We start from the raw sequence: 17,543 nt of genomic DNA on the forward strand, positions 1-17,543 counted from the left end.
AGAGCCGGCAAAGGCTCTTTTTTATTTAATGAAAGGCTTCTGCGGCCAGCTTTTGAATGACCGCGTCGTCCATCGGCGGGTTATGGAGACCGGCGCGCACATCCCGGTAATAGCGCTGAAGCGGATTGGTGCGTTCGAGGCTTTTGGCCCCTGCAATTCTCATCGCTTTGTCTACAACAGAAAGTGCGGCGTTTGTGACGATATGTTTTGCCGCACCGAGCTCACTCTTCAAGTAAGGGCGGCGCTCCGGATCGTCATACAATTCAGCCGCATGAAAAAGAAAGTGTCTGGCATTCAGCAGTTCAAGCTCCATTTCGCCTGTTCTTTGCTGAACGGCCGGGACATCCTTGATCGGCCCCTTCAAACTATTTGGAGAATACTCGGAGGCAAAGCGTACCGCATAGTCTCTAGCAGCTTGAGCCACGCCAAGATAAACCGCCGGAATATGGAGCAGCCAGCCATTTTGCTTAGCTCCCCGCGGCCCTTGAAGCAGCTCCACCAGTTTATTGTCCTCGAGCGTTACCTCGTTTAATACAAGATCATGGCTGCCCGTAGCCCGCATCGCCATCATATCCCATGTTTCTTCAATTGATACACCAGGATCATTTTTATGAACCAACACGACACCAGTAGTTTGTTTTTCTTCAATCCATGCCGTCACTAAAAAATAATCAAGCGCTTGCGACATTGTCGTAAACGTTTTCCTTCCATTCACCACCCATTTGCCGTCCTTTTTGACGGCGGCAGTCCCGGGGCGTCCTCCCCTGGTCGGGCTCCCGGTTTTCGCTTCTGTCGCTGCTCTATTGATCACGGCGCCGTTTTGAACTTCCTTTGCGATGAACGCAAACACATCTTCATCCCAGCTGTTTCCTTCTCCGAGCTCTCCCATCACGCTTAAATGCCAGCCGATGCTCAGAGCTGCAGGAGCATCTCCCCGTGCAAGCCGCTCTTGAAAAAGCAGCATGTCGTAAACAGACATTCCTGCTCCCCCATGGGATTTTGGCACGGTTATCGCCGTATATCCCGAATCACGCAGTTTTTGTATTTTTTCGGCAGGAAATCGTCCCTGTTCATCATCCTCAGCGGCTGTTTGCTGAAATTCATCCGCTAGCTGTCCTATTTTCTCTATCCATTGCCGCTGTTTTTCGTTCCGTACAAATAATGACATCCGGCAGCCCCCCATTTTTTCAATTCCGATAAATTTAATATGTATTATAGATTTCCAGCCATGATTCCGCAACTGTTAACAATTTGTTCACGATAGAAAAACACGCCGTTCCCGAGGGAACAGCGTGTTTAAACCGGATTTGTATCCCGGTCTTGTTTCATACCGAGATAAATGAGCATATAAGTCAGGTAACCCATTGTCATGACCAATCCGCCGAAGAAAAAGCTTGAGAAAATCGGCTCTTCAAAGGCAGTAACTGCCGCAAGCACAATCCAGCTTGCATACAGATAAATGATAAAATAACGGATACCCGTCTTCATTTTATATATCATGTACAGCCCCACGAGAGAAAACAATCCCAGCGCGAGCCTGAAATATACAAGATGTTCAAACTGAAACATGAATGACACAAATGAGAATCCAAGCAGCAATACAATCGGTAAAGCGGTAATAAAGTTCCTCAATTCGAGACACCTCCGTCAGTACCTTTAGTATAAACCAAAACATCGAATGATATTGATTTACGTGAGCTTTTTCACAAAAATGTCATTCCTTGCCTTTAGATTCGAACATCCCGTTTGCAGAAACTCCACCAGGCAACGGCAATGAAGAAAACAGCATGAATCACAATAATCCCTACAGAGAACAATGGCGTCATGCCTGAAAACAGAGCCGTTTGTCCGCTTTTGTACTGAGTGAAGTCCGTGTTTGCAAAAAGCAAAAAGCTTCCCCATTTGTTTTCAAACAGCTTCATGATTTGCACAAGTGAACTTGCTCCATATAAAACGACAAAAGAAACAACAACTGAAATGGCACTGTTGCGGAACAGTGATGAACAAAGCAAACCGAATAATCCCATCAGCACCGCTTCTAGCCAGTTTGTGCCGATTAGCTCCAATGTGTTGATGAACAATGTTTTTGATTCAGATGTCACGGACGTGCCAAAAAAGACAAGACCGAATAATAAAGCCAGAATGTAGTATGCCAGATAAAGATAGAAGCTGACCATTACAACTGTCATAAGTTTCGACCAAAAGACCTTTTGCCGCTTGACCGGGCGAATAAGCAGAAATTTGATTGTCTTTTTATCAAATTCATTAGAAATAATCGTCGCTGCAATGACAATGGTTAACGCCTGCAGCAAGATATTCAGGGTCGGTGTATAGGAAAAGTAGCCGATGAAGTTTTCGTCAGTTCCGGCACTGATGACGATCCGTTTAATGATCAGCGCCATGAAAAATTGAAAAACGGCCATCAATATAAGCGAAACAAATGTGACTTTTCGATTAAAGAGTTTCATATGTTCATTCCATATTAATTTAGACAAGCTCTTCTCCCTCCTCTTGATGAGCGGTTGTCGCTTTTATAAATTCGTCTTCCAGTGACTGCGTATAAGGCATAATTGAAAATACGTTCAGTCCTTGTCCGACTAGTGAGCGGTTCAGCTCTGGTATATTTTCTTTCGCTATATCCACCACGATGGAGCCGTCTTTACGTTCAGCTGTGTACCCGTTGCCTCTCAGCCAATCGAGCGCTTTTTGCGCCGGCTGCACTTCAATAACGGCTTTCTCCGTTTTCTGACCGGCTCCATTCAGGCTTACTTCTGCTTTGATCTCGCCTTTTTGTATGATGATCACACGGTCACACAGGTCTTCAACTTCACGCAATAAATGTGTGGCGAATAAAACCGCTGTTCCTTCCTCTTTGGCGAGCTCCTTAATATGATCGCGAAAATCCTTCATACCGGCAGGATCAAGACCGTTTGTCGGCTCATCTAAAATGAGAAGCTTCGGCCGGTGAAGAATCGCCTGAGCAATGCCGAGACGCTGGCGCATGCCGAGTGAGTAGGTTTTCACCTTATCATCAATTGCTGACGTCAGCCCGACTCGTTCCACCACTTCGTCCAGTCTTTCATCATCTATTTTTTTGTGCATATTTGCAAAGTGTTTGAGGTTTTCCCAGCCTGACAGGTACGGGTAAAACTCAGGGTTTTCCACGATCGCGCCGACAGCTTCCATCGCTTGTTCGAACTCAGTGTCATGCTTGAATCCGTTGATGGCCACGCTTCCGCTGTTTTGTTTTAACAGTCCGACGATGATGCGGATGAGTGTCGTTTTTCCGGAACCATTCGGACCGAGAAGACCGATAATCTCTCCCTGCCTGACGTCCATGCTGATCTGTTTTAAAATCTGTTTAGACCCTATTTTTTTATCAAGGCCTTCAATATGTAAAATCGGCTCAGCCATAAAGCCTTCCTCCTTTTTTCGACAAAAATAAACAGTGCCTAAAAATAGGCACTGTTTGTATTATAGCATTTGTTGTTTCCAAATGTTTGGTTAAACCGATAGAGTCGGTGCTTGCTCCGGCTGTTTGTTCTTTTCTGTTTCTGTAATGATGACGGCACAGGCCGCGTCTCCTGTTGTGTTGACCACTGTGCGAAGCATATCAAGCAAGCGGTCTATTCCGAGGATCAATCCGATCCCCTCAACAGGCAGGCCGACTGATTGAAGCACCATGGCGAGCATAATCAAACCGACTCCCGGAACACCCGCAGTTCCCACACTTGCTAATACAGCCGTCAATATCACCATCAGCAATTGCGTAAATGTAAGATCATGTCCGAATACCTGTGCAATGAAGATGGTGGCCACCCCTTGCATAATGGCTGTCCCGTCCATGTTAATCGTCGCCCCGAGCGGCTGAACGAAGCTGCTGATCGGCTCAGGCACTTTTAGTTTTTTCTGGGCTACATCCATTGATACCGGAAGCGTTGCATTGCTGCTTGAGGTACTGAACGCAACGACCATAACTTCTGAGAAATCTTTAAAGAACGTAATCGGATTTCTTTTTGCTAAAAGAGCCACTGTTGAACCGTATGTGACGATTGCATGTATGACAAGAGACAGCGTAACAACAATCATGTACAGCCCCATCGCTTTTATTGCACTGAATCCCTGGCTGCCGATAGCTGTCGCAATCAGACCGAATGTACCATACGGAGCGAACTTCATGACAAGATTCACCAAGTACATCATCAATTCATTTCCTTGTTCAACGACTTTTAGAAGCATATCCGCTTTTTTTCCGAGCATTGTAATCCCTAGTCCGACAAAAATGGCAAAAGCAATAATTTGAAGCATATTCCCTTCCGTCATCGCTTGAACAGGATTGGCCGGAATAATGTTTAACAGAGTGTCTGCAATGCTTGGGGCTTTTTCAGCAGTGAATTCGGCAGATGAAGTATCATACGTTCCGAACTCTCCCGGTTTGATGACAAGAGCTAAAATGATGGCAATCGTAATAGCGACTGCAGTCGTGATGAGAAAATAAGAAATGGCTTTCACGCCGATTCTGCCAAGCTTCTTAGGATCACCCAGCCCGGCTACTCCCAGCGTCAGTGAGAAAAAGACAATCGGAACGACAAGCATTTTAATGAGGTTTAAAAAGATGGTGCCAAGAGGACCAAATACAAACTTATTTAAATTTTCAAATAATTCAGGTGATGTTACGTTAAGAATAATCCCCGTCACAGCACCCAGCACCAATGCAATGATAATCTTTGTAGCCAGCTTCATCCGCATTCCTCCCTCTTTTGAAAAAAGCCCGCGAGAGACTCCCGCGGGCTTTGGCTGTATCATAAAACCACAGGATTCTCTCTTCACGCTGATGAGGTTAGCTGCCGGGTTCGGACGAAGAGATGTCCGTTTTTCAGATGAAAAATGAACCCCAAAAGATCGGGTCCCCCACTCCTTGTTATAGGATTAAGCGTGTGGCTTACTATTATATGATCTATTTTATTTATACAGAAAAGATCCAATTTTGTAAACTATTTTTTGTTACTTTTCTCTCGAGGTCTTTTAGGCCTATTTTCCTTGTTGGTTACATCAAGAATATCAAGGAGAAATACAAAGATCGGAATCCCGATAATTAAGCCCCAAATGCCGAGAAAGTGTTCAGAAAAAATCAGGACTGTAAATGTGAAAAAGATCGGCAGCTCTGTTTTCGCTGACATCAGCTTCGGATTGAGGAAATATGTCTCAATCGCATGAATGGCGAAAATGACAAGCACAATGTAAAGCACATACATTCCGCCGCCTGTGCTGTATGCAATAATGCTAAGCGGAATCAGGGAGATGACAACGCCTGCTACCGGGATCAATCCGAGAAAGAAAACCATGATGGACAGCCCCAACAGCTGAGGGAAGTGCATAATCCAGAGCGCAATAAAAGTCAGTACGCAGTTCACGAGCGCGATGATAAATTGTGCCTCGAGCACCTTGCCGAACGTTCTCGCGAATTTACCTCCGAAAAAAGCAATCTCATTATAAAAAACAGCAAGCTTGCTCGTTTTAAACTGCTCCATAAATTCAGACAGCCGTTTTTTCTCGAATAAGAAGAACATGCTGAGAATGAGCGCCATCACGATCTGCAAGCCGAATGTGCTGATATCGGCCAGATACGTATAAAGTACATTGAAACCCTCTTTGACATACGAACTGATATTAATATCTCCGAAAACACTTGTGATCTCATCAAAGAAAGGAATGCTGCTTGGATGATACGCAATATGTTTAATCTGCTTGATCAGTTGCTGAATCTGTGCGGCAACGACCGGATAAAACACAAACCCTCCGACTGTAAGCAGCACGGCCAGCAAAATGTAGAGAAACGTAATGACAACCCGCTGGCTCACGCGGAAGAACCGGCTTAAAAACTGCCGGACGACAAGCTCCAAACGATCCATAAGAAATGTGAAAATGAAGGTCAGCAATATTAAGTTGATCATGCTCTTAAATAGATATAACACACCAGTTAACACGACAAAGATGGAAAAACGCCTTACTCCCGGGTGCTGAAAAAATTTTACTAAAGCGGCCATTTATACACTCCTGTTAGGACAAACGTCCTTCATTCAATATAGTATCCATTTGTAAATTATATAACAAAAAAATGCTGAGGTCTCTGTCCTCACCTTAATTATTCTTAAACAATTAAAAAAACGGCCCCATGGATGGGCCGTTCTTTTTTTCAGACTGCTGTTTTCATTTTTTTCATGCCTTCAACAGCCTCCACGCTTTTTGCTTCATCGAATTCTTTTTCGCTTTTTGCAACGATGATTGTGGCGATTCCGTTTCCGATCAGGTTCACAATCGCTCTTCCTTCACTCATGAAACGGTCGACACCAAGCAGAAGCGCAAGACCCTCAAGCGGAATGACCTGAAGTGCTGACAGCGTTGACGCAAGAACGATAAATCCGCTTCCTGTCACACCGGCTGCCCCCTTCGAAGTCAGCATCAGAACGAGGATAATCGTAATTTGCTGGCCGATGCTGAGATCCACTCCAAACACTTGAGCCAGAAAGACAGTCGCCATTGATAAATAAATGGATGTTCCGTCAAGGTTAAACGAATAGCCGGTCGGAATAACAAGCCCGACGACTGATTTTGAACAGCCGTAGCGTTCCATTTTATCCATCATTCTCGGAAGAACCGATTCTGAAGAGCTTGTGCCGAGCACGATGAGAAGCTCATCTTTGATGAAGCGCAGATAATTCCACAGGCTGAATCCGTATAGCTTGCAGATGATATTTAGAACAACAAACACGAACAGGAACATTGTGATATACACGGACAGCATTAAGCTGGCAAGCGGTTTGATGGAATCGAGTCCGAAGTGCCCGATCGTATACGCCATCGCTCCGAATGCGCCGATTGGAGCGGCACGCATAACGTAGCCGATAATTTTGAAAAAGACATGTGAAACTTTATCAAAGAAATCAATGACGCTTTTCCCTTTTTCACCTAATGCCGCTAGACCGACTCCAAAAAGAATGGAAAAGAATAAGACCTGCAAAATATCCCCTTTTGCGAAGGCATCAACCATGTTGGACGGTACAATGTGTGTGACAAATTCAACCCAGTCGATCCCCTGACCGCCATTTTGGGTGTATTGTGAGACATCTCCCTTTTCAAGCTTGCTGTAATCGAGGCCCGCACCCGGCTTCATAATATTGACGACAAATAAACCGATAATGAGTGCAAGGGTCGTAACAACCTCGAAATAAATAAATGCTTTTCCCCCTACTTTTCCAACCTTCTTCATATCGCCCATTTTTGCAATCCCGAGAACGATTGTGAAGAAAATGATTGGAGCGATCACCATTTTCACAGCGTTGATAAAGGTATCGCCAAGCGGTTTCATTTCTTTGCCGACATCCGGCCAAACCAATCCGACAATGACCCCGATGATGACCGCGGTTATGACTTGAACTGTTAAATTTTTAAACAGTTTCATATTCTTCCTCCCCCTGTCCTAGTCGCCTTTGTGTCTTTCTTACTAGAATGATAGCGTTTTCATTAGGGGTGGGGAAGTTTATGTTCATAACGGACATTTTGGTCTTTTTGGTCTCGGGTTTACACTTTAAATATGTAGCGGTTGACGGGGCGTCCGACTCCTCCGTACTGAACATCAAGCTGAATCGTTCCGTTCTTTTCGAGATAATCAAGATAGCGTCTCGCTGTCACTCTGGCAATGCCGAGAGCCTTGGCTACCTCTTCAGCAGAAAGAGGCGACGTTTGCTGCTTCAAAAAAGCAATGAGCTCATTCATCGTAAAATGATTCAACCCCTTCGGCAGATCCTGTACGGCCTGCTGCGGGATATTGAGGATGGCATCAAGCTGATCCTGGGACAGCGTGTCGTTTTCCTCTATTTTTTGTTTATACCGCTTATATTTTTCAAGCGCCTGTCTCATGCGTTCGAGCTTAAACGGTTTTAAAATATAGTCAACTGCCCCGTTTTGCAGCATAAGAGCAATTGTTTCCTTGTCTTTTGCAGCGGATACGACGATGGCATCAACCTCAAGCTTTTGCTTTCTGATCTCCTGCAAGGTTTTGATCCCGTCTTTTTTCGGCATGTACACATCCAGAATCACGAGTTCGGGCTGATTTTCTTTGATCAGCTTGATGCCTTCGTCCCCGTTCCCCGCTTGCGCGCAGACGGTAAAGCCATTAACGGTTGTTATGAAATCCTTATTGACTTCCTGAACCATCGGATCGTCTTCAATGAGCAGAACCTTGATTTCTTTACGAGCCATGCTGCGCTTCCTCCCCCTTCATCGGAAAAACGATTGAAAAAGACGTTCCCTGTCCCGGGTGTGAATCAACCTCTATCGCACCCGATCCTTTGTCTGTTATTTGCTTGACTAAATAGAGGCCATAGCCTGTGCCGCCTGTTTTATTCACTGTAAATCCTTTTTCGTAAAGGTACGGCATATGTGTGTGTTGAATCCCGCATCCGTTGTCTTCTATTAAAATCGCAAGGATATCCTCCGTTTGTTCAATGCTGATGTCAATTCGTTTGTCATCAGACTGAACGGTTTCAAACGAGCCGAAGGCATTTTCAATCAGGTTGCCGAGAAGCACAACGATATCATGCTGGTCGACATGCTCGGGAAATTGCTGCAGGCTGCTGTTTTCATCAATATGCACAGCAATGCCGAGCTCTTTTCCCCTTCTGATTTTACTTAACAAAAGCCCCGCCGCGGCGTCATTTTGAATGGAGCGATGCAGAAACTCAGTGACGTTTTCCTGCTCAGTTGAAGTCTGAAACGCCAGCTGCAGCGCTTTTTCAGATTTCCCGAGCTGGATCAGGCCTGCGATGGTATGGAGCTTGTTCATATGCTCATGATTTTGGACGCGGAGCGCTTCGACAAAGTTTTTGACACCCGTCAATTCCTCTGCCATCTTGGCCGCTTCCGTTCTGTCCTGAAAAATCGCGACGGCGCCGATGACTTTTTTCTTCATGACGATCGGAATCCTGCTGCTCATGATGACCTTTCCGCTCACACGAATTTCTTCATTATAAACCGCCTTGTTCCGTTCCACGATTTCAGGCAGGCGCGAATCCTTGAGTACATCCCAAATCACCTTTCCGACCAGATCGCCCTGCACCTCAAAAATCTGTTTGGCTTTTTCATTAAATATTGTGATGATATGCCGGCTGTCAATGGCGATCACGCCTTCGTTCATAGAGTGAAAGGTAGCGGTTCGCTCTTCATACATTCTGACAATCTCATGAGGCTCGAGCTGAAACATTTGTTTTTTGATATGGCGGGCAAGCAGGAACGAACCCGCCAGGCCGAACCCGAGTGTCAGCACGACGATGAAGGCGATATCCCTTCTTAAATGAAACAATATATCAGCCATCCCCGGCAGTGTTTTTCCGACGAGTACTACTCCGATCTGGTTCAAATCCTGATCCTTTACCGGATAAAAGGCCCGGACAGCCGTCCCGATCTCGCCCGCTGCTTCTGAGAAATAAATGTGCTCCGCAAACGCCGCTTCTTCATCTGCACCCTTTGACTTTTTTCCGATGTTTGTGGTGACAGGATGAGTATAGCGAATGTGATCCATGTCCATGACGACAATGTAGTCTGCTTCATTGATCATCCGGATCTCCTCAACCGCATGCCGGACGGCTTCTGTTTGTTCTTTTCGCGATAACGCCTCTTTCACCTCGGTCATCTCCGACACCGTCCGAGCCGTATTCATCAGCCGTTTTTTCAGCTCCCTTTCCTCTGTATGCTGAATATTGCCTATGAGCACAATGCCGCCGATCAAAAAGGAGAAAATGACGAGTATGTAGGAAAGGATCGTGATTTTCCAGCGGATTGAGAGCTTTTTTTTGTTCATCAGCTTCTCCTTTCAGGTCTTTACGAATCACATCTGCCCCATTATTCTTAACATAAGGGAGGGGGCTTTTCATGAAGAGTTTGCTTGCATGTCTCGGTCTGATGATCGCCGGAATTGCAACCGCTTTATTTATCGGATTCCATGACCGTTCAAACGGCGAAGAGATTGTGTATGATGACGATCAGGAAGGCTTACAGGATCAAATCGTATTCAAATTCAGCCACGTTGTTGCTGAAAACACGCCAAAAGGGCTGGCCGCCAACAAATTTGCCGAGCTCGTAAACGAGAAATCAGGCGGGAAAATGAAAATTGAAGTGTTCCCGAATGGAAGCCTGTATTCGGACATTGAAGAAATCGAAGCATTGCAAAATGGCGACGTGCAATTTATCGCCCCCTCCACATCGAAGCTCGGTATGCTCTCTCCTGAATGGGGAGTTCTTGATCTTCCGTATGCATTTACAGACTATGATGCGGTTAAAAAAGGGCTGCACGGAACAATTGGAACACAGCTGTTTGATTCTTTAAAGAAAAACCAATTAAAGGGCCTGGCGTACTGGACAAACGGCTTTAAGCAAATCACCACGAATCAAGGCCCGGTCAAAACCCCGGATGATTTAAAGGGACAAGACCTGCGCATTATGCAAAGTAATGTAATAGAGGACCAGTTCAAGCTGCTTGGTGCAGCACCCCACCAGGAATCTTTCAATTCTACTTTTCAGCTGTTAGAAAACAATATAGTAGACGGCGAGGAAAATACAATCTCAAACATCTATTCTAAAAAATTTTATAATGTTCAAGACTATTTGACAATAAGCAGCCACGGTTACCTCGGCTACGCTGTGATGACAGATGAGCATTTCTGGAACGCGCAAACCCCGGAAACAAGACGCATTCTGACTGAAGCGATGAAGGAAACAACGGAGTGGAATGAAACGTATGCCGAAGAAATGAACAAGGAGCAGCTGGAAGAAATCAAAAAACATTCTTCTATTAAAATCTACGAGCTGTCAGATAAAGAGAAAAAAGAATGGATGAAGCGCCTTGATCCTGTTTACCGGAAGTACGAGCCAATCTTCGGCCGGAAGCTGATTCAGGAGCTTCTGGAGCTGCGCAAGGATTCGTAGCCCCCATCCCAATACGCTGCTTTTCGTTTATCTTTGTTCCCATCGGAAATATAGAAAGAGAGACACGAAAAAAGGAGATGGGAACATGTTTAAACATACGAAAATGCTGCAGCATCCTGCTAAGCCAGATCGTCCAGATCCATTATTCGCTAAAAAAATGCAAGAAATTTTAGGCGGGCAATTCGGAGAAATTTCTGTTGCCATGCAGTACTTATTTCAAGGCTGGAATACAAGAGGAAATGAAAAATACAAGGATTTGCTGATGGATACGGCAACTGAAGAAATTGGGCACGTTGAAATGATCGCTACCATGATCGCCAGACTTCTTGAGGATGCCCCGCTTGATGAACAGGAAAAAGCGGCTGATGATCCAGTCATCGGTTCCATCATGGGAGGCATGAATCCTCACCATGCCATTGTATCAGGACTAGGCGCCATGCCCGAAAGCAGTACAGGCGTACCATGGAGCGGAGGCTACATCGTAGCGAGCGGAAACCTGCTGGCAGACTTCCGCGCCAATCTGAATGCAGAATCACAAGGCCGTCTACAGGTTGCACGCCTGTTTGAAATGACGGATGACAAAGGCGTCAAGGACATGCTCAGCTTCCTGCTGGCGCGTGACACAATGCACCAAAACCAATGGCTGGCCGCCATTAAAGAATTAGAAGCACAGGAAGGTCCGGTTGTGCCGGGTACATTCCCGAAAGCACTTGAGAAACAGGAATTCTCTCATCAGCTAATCAATTTCTCTGAAGGTGAAGAAAGCGCCGAGCAAAACTGGCTGAAGGAGAAAGCCCCGGACGGAGAAGCGTTTGAATATGTGAGCGAAGCGAAAGCTTTTGGAGAAAAGCCAGAATTGAAGCCAGCTCCTCCTTTTGTTCATAATACGCTTCCTGGGCGTGAGTAAGAGGCTATCATAAAAAAGATAGATCACTCCAGCTGTGATCTATCTTTTTTTGTGCGTTTTCTGCCGCTCAAGCATCTCCAGACGATTGCCAAATGGATCTGAAATATAGAATCTGTCCGCTCCCAGAAGTTTATTGTCCTCAACTATTCCAATTCCATTGCATTTCAAATGTTCTTTTAAACCTTCTATATTCATAACCTCAAAGGCAGGGTGTGCTTTTTTAGCGGGAACAAAAGGTTCTTCTATCCCGATATGCAATTGTTTATTCCCAAAAGTGAACCAGACCCCGCCCCGGGCTTTTAAATCATCAGGTTTTTCAATTTCCCGAAAGCCTAATATCCCGCCGTAAAATTGTCTTGCAATAGTTTCACAGCCTTTAGGAGCCGCAAGCTGAATATGATCAATTTCATTAAAATGAAAAGTCATCCGAATCAATCCCCCTGATTTCACATCTGAATGCCATTTTCTTCATTCTAATTCAATCGAAATAACAGGAGACTATCTTTATTGTTATTATGAGCGATAAAATCAGCTTATCATCTTTTTTAGGACGACTTCCCATAACTAAGCTTTTGTCACGGTCCATCCAGGCTCGTATTCAATTTCCCGGTTCTCTAATAAGCAAGCGGCCCCCTCTGCATCAACCTGAGTAATAGCCACTTCTATTGAAGATAACGTAGCCTTTTGCCCGATTTCTTCATAGATAACGTCATGTTCGTTCTCCATGAAAGCATCATAAGCTGCTCTGTTCTCCCAAACGCTGAAGATTTCTGCGGTGAACAGCTCATCTGCTGTTTTCCGCCATCCGCCGGCCTGTTTGATGAAGCCACTTACATGTGATAGTGCTCCCCACTGTGACTGCGCCTTCGAAAATGCTTCAGCGTTTGCCGCGTCCACCCCACATACAATCTTTTTGATCAGCATTTTGATTCCTCTGTTATAACCGTTTCCGCATGAATGTGCTCGACGCAGAGATTCACGGTCCTGACGTAAGAGCGTGTGCGGTGTATGGTGCCTTTTGGGACAAGCAGGCTGTCATTCGCTTTTAACACCGCGGTTTCTTGATCCTCAAAATCAATAAGCAGCTCTCCCTCAAGAACGATAAATAATTCATCTGTGTCAGGGTGATGGTGCCAGTCGTATTCTCCTGTAAACACAGCGAGCCGTACACAATGGTCATTGACCTCTGAAATGGAGAAATTAGCGTGCTTTTCTTTGACTTCATTTGCAATGGCGAGCAGGTTTTGCATCTCAGGCATAAGTGAAAACTCCTTTTTCACCTATTCTACCGCAGCAGCGTCATTGGAAGGTATACTTTTTCCATTTCATCATAAAAAGCAATCCAGCTGCTGCGCCGGATCGCTTTTTATCTACAGGTTGTCTGCCTTTTATGCTTTACTTAGTTAGTCGTTGTCGCGGGCGTTTCCGCCTTTTGAGCCGATTTCTTGATAGAATTCCTTATCATGATTTTTGCTTGTCGCTTCTCCGCCTTTACGGCCGATTTCTTGATAGAATTCTTTATCATGATTTTCGCTAGTGGCTTCTCCGCCTTTTTCACCGATTTCTTGATAGAACTCTTTGTCATGGTTCTTGCTAGTGGCTTCTCCGCCTTTTTCGCCGATTTCCTGATAGAATTCTTTGTCATGGTTTTTGCTAGTGGCTTCTCCGCCTTTTTGACCAATCTCTTGATAGAATTCTTTATCATGGTTTTTGCTAGTCGTTTCTCCGCCTTTTCTACCTGCTTCTTCTCTGCTCATTTTGTTATCTTGTGCCATTTTGAATTCCTCCTTTAATTGGTGTTGGTTGTTGTATTCCCGCTGTCATTTCTTTTAAACAAACAAAACACATTGAGTGTGTTTTGACTGAAAAAAGCAGACGGAATGCGGTGCCCGTCTGCTTTTCTTCTATTCATGATTCTGTTCTGTTTCTATGAGCCGCTCAAGGATGCGGCGCTTTTTATAGAGCATCATGCCTGTTTCGGTAATGTCATTTAAGGTCGAGCGATTAGCCGCCGCGCCAAAGACCATTCCCGCGACCGGCACCATTTGAAAAAGCTTTTTCCAGCCAAAGGTGTCACGGTAGCCTAAAACCACTTCCCTCCAGCCTTGGATTTGGGAAGCGACATTCTTATATGTACGGTCCTGATCATAATCTTTTAATTCTTTCAGAATGGATTTTTTACCGACAACATCTGCTGAAGTAAGCTGCAAACATTTTACGATAAAGACCCGCTCTTTTTTCTCCTTTGGATCATAGCCATAGGCCACTGCGATATCCTGCAGTGTTTTTAATGATAAACCGAGCACAGCCGGAATGTCTGCCGCCAGTGTAAATACGCCGCCCACACCCGTGGTCGCTCCCTGAACGGTTGCAGCGTTGATTCGGTTTTTGCCCATCGCTTCAGCAACATCATCCATAACAGCCAGAGGCGCTTTTTGTACGTCCTCCAGTGATTCAATGGTTTGCTCGGGCAGTTTCTTTTGAAATGTTTTGATAATCTGTTTTTCCGATGTCAGGTACTGTCCTCCAGTTTGAACAAAGCTGCCCACCTCATCCAAAAGCTTGCCGATCTTTTTCTGAATGAATTCCGGCGTCAGCTTGTCCAGCAGCTGAAACGGGAGACGGCTGAGCTTTTCCCAAAACCAGACTTTTTGCTGCTCTTTTTCCCATTTTTCTATTTCTTTTAATTGCTGATGTAAGTCTTCTTTAAGTTCTGCTGTCACCCAACTCGCACTTCCCTTCCGTTTTTCTACTATATAGTATACCTTCATTTTTCTCTAAAACGTTTTTATTTTTCACCTGCGGGTACCCTTTTTATAAAAGCAGAAGGAGTGATGGAAATGCCTTGGTCTATGAAGGATTACCCCGCTTCACTGAAAAATCTCGAGAAGCCTGTGAAGAAAAAGGCGATTGACATTGCGAATGCCATGATTGATGAAGGCTATGAGGACGGACGCGCCATTCCGATTGCGACGAGCAAAGCAAAGGAATGGGCGGAAAACGCCTCAAAAAAGGAAATTGACGACTTTCTCACACATGATGATGAAACAGAACGCGATGAGGAGGCAAACGATGACGCCAGACCGGAGCTAATGAATAAAGCGGAGCATGTCATCAAGCATAAAAGTGGCTGGGCCGTCAAAGCTGAGGATGCCAAACGTGTATCTGAAATCAAGGAGACGAAAAAGGAAGCGATTGAACGGGCGAAGGAAATTGCGGAACATAAAGGCACAGACGTCATTGTTCATTTGGCTGACGGCAGTGTGCAGAGAAAGATAAAAACAGAATCATAAGCAAATATGCTTTTGTACGTTTCGGGACTGGCTGGAACGGTTATTGATATATAAATCATTAAGGAGAGGTGAATATGATGCTTAGCTTTTTGGTTTCATTAGTTATTGCTATCTTAATTGGACTAATCGGAAGCGCCATCGTCGGCAACCGCATGCCGGGAGGAATCTTCGGTTCGATGATTGCAGGGCTGATCGGCGCATGGATCGGGCATGGCTTACTCGGAACTTGGGGACCGAGCCTCGCAGGATTTGCCATTATTCCGGCAATTATCGGGGCAGCGATCTTCGTATTCTTACTGAGCCTCGTATTCCGCGGACTGCGCAAGGAAGCCTAGATATTAGATGATTCAGGAGGCATCGTTTCATACAGAAACGATGTCTTTTTATGTATGGACCTTATCAGATGCCCTACATATCATGTTACATAACAGGGAAAAATTTGAGTGTCATTTTTGACCATCATTGGTTGACAAGAAATCAGGATGGTCATATGATGTAGATAAAATAATTTGGTTTAAGGAAACTCTTTGTTGTATGGCAAAAAACAATTAGAATTCAGGTGAGTACATGATGAATAAGGACATCACAGCACAATCTCCCCGTTCCAAAGCAGTCCAAGATGCGCTTGACGGGAAAAGCAGAGGATTCAGAGGACTGCTGCCTTTTTTAGGCCCGGCGTTTATTGCAGCCATTGCCTATATCGATCCCGGTAACTTCGCAACAAATATATCAGCTGGCTCTAAATATGGATATATGCTGCTATGGGTGATTTTATTTTCTAATATCATGGCGCTCTTGATCCAGTCACTCTCCGCCAAACTCGGTATCGCGACCGGCAAAAACCTGCCTGAGGTCGCTCGTGAGGAATTTCCTAAGCCCGTCTCTATCGGCTTATGGATTCAAGGCGAGCTCGTCATTATCGCGACTGATCTGGCGGAATTTATCGGAGCGGCATTGGGACTGTATTTGCTGTTCGGCATCCCGATGCTCGAAGCGTCTATTATTGCGGCGATCGGCTCTTTCGCGATTTTGGAGCTTCAGCGCCGCGGTTATCGATCACTTGAAGCCGGTATTGCCGGCATGCTGTTTGTAGTGGTCATCGCCTTTGCGCTGCAGACCTTTTTTGCAAAGCCGGATGCCGTCTCAGTGATGAAAGGACTTTTCGTTCCGACATTTCATGGCACCGACAGCGTGCTTCTAGCAGCAGGTATTCTCGGCGCAACCGTTATGCCGCACGCCATTTATTTACACTCTGCCCTCACACAGCGGCGGGTGGTCGGCAAAACAGATGCTGAACGGAAGAAAATCTTCAGATTCGAATTTATTGATATTTTAATAGCGATGCTGATTGCAGGGGCTATTAATGCGAGTATGCTGATTGTGGCTGCCGCATTATTCTTCAAAAACGGGCTGTTTGTCGAGGACCTTGATGTCGCGTTTCAGCAGTTCGGTCATCTTGTCAGTCCTGTTTCAGCCGCGTTATTCGGAATCGGCCTGCTGGTAGCGGGTCTGTCCAGCTCGTCTGTCGGAACACTTTCAGGCGATGTGATTATGCAGGGATTTATCAACTACCGCATCCCGCTGTATGTACGGCGGTTCATCACCATCATTCCGCCGATCTTGATCATCGCATCAGGAGTCAATCCGACGTCGGCTCTTGTGCTGAGCCAGGTGGTTCTTTCCTTCGGCATTGCCTTTGCTTTAATCCCGCTTATTATGTTCACAAGCAACAAGCGGATTATGGGTTCGCTGATCAATGCCAAATGGGTAACAGTGGTTTCTTGGCTGATCGCTGTGCTGATTGTTGCTTTGAATGTGTTTTTGATCGTCGATACGTTCCGTTAGAAAAAACCGGCTGAAAGAGCCGGTTTTTTATTTTGGCTTAAAAGCTCATTGATATCATTTTTTACAGAAATTTGTTATGATAGTAGAAAAATCGGAGTTTTGATAATGTCAGTATTTATTCTGTTTTATTTATGGATTGTCCCTATTGTTATCGGAATTTTATGTTCTGTTATCGCTTATAAATCAACAGGTAAAAAAATGCGAATCGCGCCCGGCATCGCCATGGTGGTGCTCAGTATCATTTCCTTGATTACCGCTTTTACGGCCGGAGGCGCTAATTTTCACGTGTTTATCGGCGGAATGTTTTTATTCGGCACTTTATTAGTTGGATCTGCTTTTCCTTTCTTTTTCGGCCTTTCGAAAAAAGGGAAATAAGCTTATAAAGACATTCATTTTGTAAGATTTGATAAGATTAAACAGATGAAACAGACAAGGACAAATGCGCTGATCTTTCTGCTTTGAAAGAAGATGCATTTGTCCTTGTGTCTGTTTTGGGCACGGCGAAAATCATAACA

At 45.1% G+C, this 17,543-nt stretch carries 20 protein-coding genes and 1 riboswitch; of the genes, 6 read left to right on the forward strand and 14 right to left on the reverse strand.

Annotated elements, in window-relative coordinates; translation table 11 throughout:
* Positions 1-25: 25 nt before the first annotated feature.
* The 9 genes from LNN34_RS13890 to dctS form a co-directional block, all read right to left on the reverse strand.
* A complete protein-coding gene (locus LNN34_RS13890; RefSeq protein ID WP_059291913.1) occupies positions 26-1,168 on the reverse strand; it encodes an acyl-CoA dehydrogenase family protein in 1,143 nt (380 codons plus the stop codon).
* A gap of 128 nt (positions 1,169-1,296) precedes the next feature.
* Positions 1,297-1,632, reverse strand: coding sequence for a hypothetical protein (locus LNN34_RS13895; protein ID WP_044161748.1), 336 nt, complete (start codon positions 1,630-1,632; stop codon positions 1,297-1,299).
* A 95-nt stretch (positions 1,633-1,727) separates the two neighbouring features.
* On the reverse strand, positions 1,728-2,495 hold the full coding sequence (locus tag LNN34_RS13900; protein ID WP_059353130.1) for an ABC transporter permease: 768 nt from the start codon (positions 2,493-2,495) through the stop codon (positions 1,728-1,730).
* Positions 2,488-3,414, reverse strand: a complete 927-nt coding sequence (locus LNN34_RS13905; protein ID WP_193660131.1) for an ABC transporter ATP-binding protein — start codon at positions 3,412-3,414, stop codon at positions 2,488-2,490. Before LNN34_RS13905 ends, LNN34_RS13900 begins: the two co-directional genes overlap by 8 nt.
* A 90-nt stretch (positions 3,415-3,504) precedes the next feature.
* Positions 3,505-4,743: a dicarboxylate/amino acid:cation symporter gene (locus LNN34_RS13910; protein WP_229043660.1), complete on the reverse strand. Its 1,239-nt coding sequence runs from the start codon at positions 4,741-4,743 to the stop codon at positions 3,505-3,507.
* A 72-nt stretch (positions 4,744-4,815) separates the two neighbouring features.
* Positions 4,816-4,946: riboswitch (cyclic di-AMP (ydaO/yuaA leader) on the reverse strand.
* 48 nt (positions 4,947-4,994) lie between these two features.
* Complete coding sequence (locus tag LNN34_RS13915; RefSeq protein WP_229043661.1) at positions 4,995-6,047, reverse strand: AI-2E family transporter; 1,053 nt, start codon at positions 6,045-6,047, stop codon at positions 4,995-4,997.
* A gap of 149 nt (positions 6,048-6,196) precedes the next feature.
* On the reverse strand, positions 6,197-7,462 hold the full coding sequence (gene dctP, locus LNN34_RS13920) for a C4-dicarboxylate transporter DctP (protein ID WP_059353128.1): 1,266 nt from the start codon (positions 7,460-7,462) through the stop codon (positions 6,197-6,199).
* A gap of 119 nt (positions 7,463-7,581) precedes the next feature.
* Positions 7,582-8,262, reverse strand: a complete 681-nt coding sequence (locus tag LNN34_RS13925; RefSeq protein ID WP_059291917.1) for a response regulator — start codon at positions 8,260-8,262, stop codon at positions 7,582-7,584.
* Complete coding sequence (dctS, locus tag LNN34_RS13930) at positions 8,252-9,859, reverse strand: two-component system sensor histidine kinase DctS (protein WP_229043662.1); 1,608 nt, start codon at positions 9,857-9,859, stop codon at positions 8,252-8,254. The genes LNN34_RS13925 and dctS overlap by 11 nt, the downstream gene beginning before the upstream one ends.
* Positions 9,860-9,930: 71 nt before the next feature.
* Between dctS and LNN34_RS13935 the strand changes: the two genes are divergently transcribed.
* Positions 9,931-10,983 carry a TRAP transporter substrate-binding protein gene (locus LNN34_RS13935; protein WP_044161763.1) on the forward strand — a complete coding sequence of 351 codons (1,053 nt, stop codon included), beginning with the start codon at positions 9,931-9,933 and terminating at the stop codon, positions 10,981-10,983.
* 85 nt (positions 10,984-11,068) lie between these two features.
* On the forward strand, positions 11,069-11,890 hold the full coding sequence (locus tag LNN34_RS13940) for a manganese catalase family protein (protein ID WP_059334521.1): 822 nt from the start codon (positions 11,069-11,071) through the stop codon (positions 11,888-11,890).
* A 39-nt stretch (positions 11,891-11,929) separates the two neighbouring features.
* Here LNN34_RS13940 and LNN34_RS13945 read toward each other — a convergent pair whose 3' ends face one another.
* From LNN34_RS13945 to LNN34_RS13965, 5 genes are all read right to left on the reverse strand, one after another.
* Positions 11,930-12,316: a VOC family protein gene (locus tag LNN34_RS13945; protein WP_202656691.1), complete on the reverse strand. Its 387-nt coding sequence runs from the start codon at positions 12,314-12,316 to the stop codon at positions 11,930-11,932.
* Between the two features lie 138 nt (positions 12,317-12,454).
* The gene (locus LNN34_RS13950; RefSeq protein WP_229043663.1) at positions 12,455-12,814 is read right to left on the reverse strand and encodes a YdbC family protein; all 360 of its coding nucleotides are present in this window, start codon (positions 12,812-12,814) and stop codon (positions 12,455-12,457) included.
* Positions 12,808-13,149, reverse strand: coding sequence for a cupin domain-containing protein (locus LNN34_RS13955; RefSeq protein ID WP_059291923.1), 342 nt, complete (start codon positions 13,147-13,149; stop codon positions 12,808-12,810). Before LNN34_RS13955 ends, LNN34_RS13950 begins: the two co-directional genes overlap by 7 nt.
* 144 nt (positions 13,150-13,293) lie before the next feature.
* Positions 13,294-13,665 carry a glucose starvation-inducible protein GsiB gene (gsiB, locus tag LNN34_RS13960; RefSeq protein ID WP_010333086.1) on the reverse strand — a complete coding sequence of 124 codons (372 nt, stop codon included), beginning with the start codon at positions 13,663-13,665 and terminating at the stop codon, positions 13,294-13,296.
* A gap of 129 nt (positions 13,666-13,794) precedes the next feature.
* Entirely contained in the window at positions 13,795-14,613 is an 819-nt protein-coding gene (locus tag LNN34_RS13965) for an EcsC family protein (protein WP_229043664.1), read from the reverse strand.
* A gap of 117 nt (positions 14,614-14,730) precedes the next feature.
* On the opposite strand from LNN34_RS13965, the gene LNN34_RS13970 reads away from it, so the two are divergent.
* The 4 genes from LNN34_RS13970 (at position 14,731) to LNN34_RS13985 (ending at position 17,403) form a co-directional block, all read left to right on the forward strand.
* Positions 14,731-15,183: a DUF2188 domain-containing protein gene (locus LNN34_RS13970; RefSeq protein WP_229043665.1), complete on the forward strand. Its 453-nt coding sequence runs from the start codon at positions 14,731-14,733 to the stop codon at positions 15,181-15,183.
* Between the two features lie 77 nt (positions 15,184-15,260).
* On the forward strand, positions 15,261-15,518 hold the full coding sequence (locus LNN34_RS13975) for a GlsB/YeaQ/YmgE family stress response membrane protein (protein ID WP_010333083.1): 258 nt from the start codon (positions 15,261-15,263) through the stop codon (positions 15,516-15,518).
* Between the two features lie 232 nt (positions 15,519-15,750).
* Positions 15,751-17,028 carry an Nramp family divalent metal transporter gene (locus tag LNN34_RS13980; RefSeq protein ID WP_049809886.1) on the forward strand — a complete coding sequence of 426 codons (1,278 nt, stop codon included), beginning with the start codon at positions 15,751-15,753 and terminating at the stop codon, positions 17,026-17,028.
* 105 nt (positions 17,029-17,133) lie between these two features.
* Positions 17,134-17,403 (forward strand): hypothetical protein, encoded by a 270-nt coding sequence (locus LNN34_RS13985; RefSeq protein WP_010333081.1) that lies wholly within the window; start codon positions 17,134-17,136, stop codon positions 17,401-17,403.
* Positions 17,404-17,543 lie beyond the last annotated feature (140 nt).

This window comes from Bacillus sp. AF23 (assembly GCF_020861455.1).
Lineage (GTDB): Bacteria > Bacillota > Bacilli > Bacillales > Bacillaceae > Bacillus > Bacillus halotolerans.

What these genes read in the sequence shown, in the direction of transcription:
- LNN34_RS13890 (WP_059291913.1), bottom strand. Translation starts at nt 1,168, where the DNA reads ATGTCATTATTTGTACGGAACGAAAAACAGCGGCAATGGATAGAGAAA.
- LNN34_RS13905 (WP_193660131.1), bottom strand. Translation starts at nt 3,414, where the DNA reads ATGGCTGAGCCGATTTTACATATTGAAGGCCTTGATAAAAAAATAGGG.
- LNN34_RS13910 (WP_229043660.1), bottom strand. Translation starts at nt 4,743, where the DNA reads ATGAAGCTGGCTACAAAGATTATCATTGCATTGGTGCTGGGTGCTGTG.
- LNN34_RS13915 (WP_229043661.1), bottom strand. Translation starts at nt 6,047, where the DNA reads ATGGCCGCTTTAGTAAAATTTTTTCAGCACCCGGGAGTAAGGCGTTTT.
- dctP (WP_059353128.1), bottom strand. Translation starts at nt 7,462, where the DNA reads ATGAAACTGTTTAAAAATTTAACAGTTCAAGTCATAACCGCGGTCATC.
- LNN34_RS13925 (WP_059291917.1), bottom strand. Translation starts at nt 8,262, where the DNA reads ATGGCTCGTAAAGAAATCAAGGTTCTGCTCATTGAAGACGATCCGATG.
- dctS (WP_229043662.1), bottom strand. Translation starts at nt 9,859, where the DNA reads ATGAACAAAAAAAAGCTCTCAATCCGCTGGAAAATCACGATCCTTTCC.
- LNN34_RS13935 (WP_044161763.1), top strand. Translation starts at nt 9,931, where the DNA reads ATGAAGAGTTTGCTTGCATGTCTCGGTCTGATGATCGCCGGAATTGCA.
- LNN34_RS13940 (WP_059334521.1), top strand. Translation starts at nt 11,069, where the DNA reads ATGTTTAAACATACGAAAATGCTGCAGCATCCTGCTAAGCCAGATCGT.
- LNN34_RS13945 (WP_202656691.1), bottom strand. Translation starts at nt 12,316, where the DNA reads ATGACTTTTCATTTTAATGAAATTGATCATATTCAGCTTGCGGCTCCT.
- LNN34_RS13950 (WP_229043663.1), bottom strand. Translation starts at nt 12,814, where the DNA reads ATGCTGATCAAAAAGATTGTATGTGGGGTGGACGCGGCAAACGCTGAA.
- LNN34_RS13955 (WP_059291923.1), bottom strand. Translation starts at nt 13,149, where the DNA reads ATGCCTGAGATGCAAAACCTGCTCGCCATTGCAAATGAAGTCAAAGAA.
- gsiB (WP_010333086.1), bottom strand. Translation starts at nt 13,665, where the DNA reads ATGGCACAAGATAACAAAATGAGCAGAGAAGAAGCAGGTAGAAAAGGC.
- LNN34_RS13970 (WP_229043665.1), top strand. Translation starts at nt 14,731, where the DNA reads ATGCCTTGGTCTATGAAGGATTACCCCGCTTCACTGAAAAATCTCGAG.
- LNN34_RS13975 (WP_010333083.1), top strand. Translation starts at nt 15,261, where the DNA reads ATGCTTAGCTTTTTGGTTTCATTAGTTATTGCTATCTTAATTGGACTA.
- LNN34_RS13980 (WP_049809886.1), top strand. Translation starts at nt 15,751, where the DNA reads ATGATGAATAAGGACATCACAGCACAATCTCCCCGTTCCAAAGCAGTC.
- LNN34_RS13985 (WP_010333081.1), top strand. Translation starts at nt 17,134, where the DNA reads ATGTCAGTATTTATTCTGTTTTATTTATGGATTGTCCCTATTGTTATC.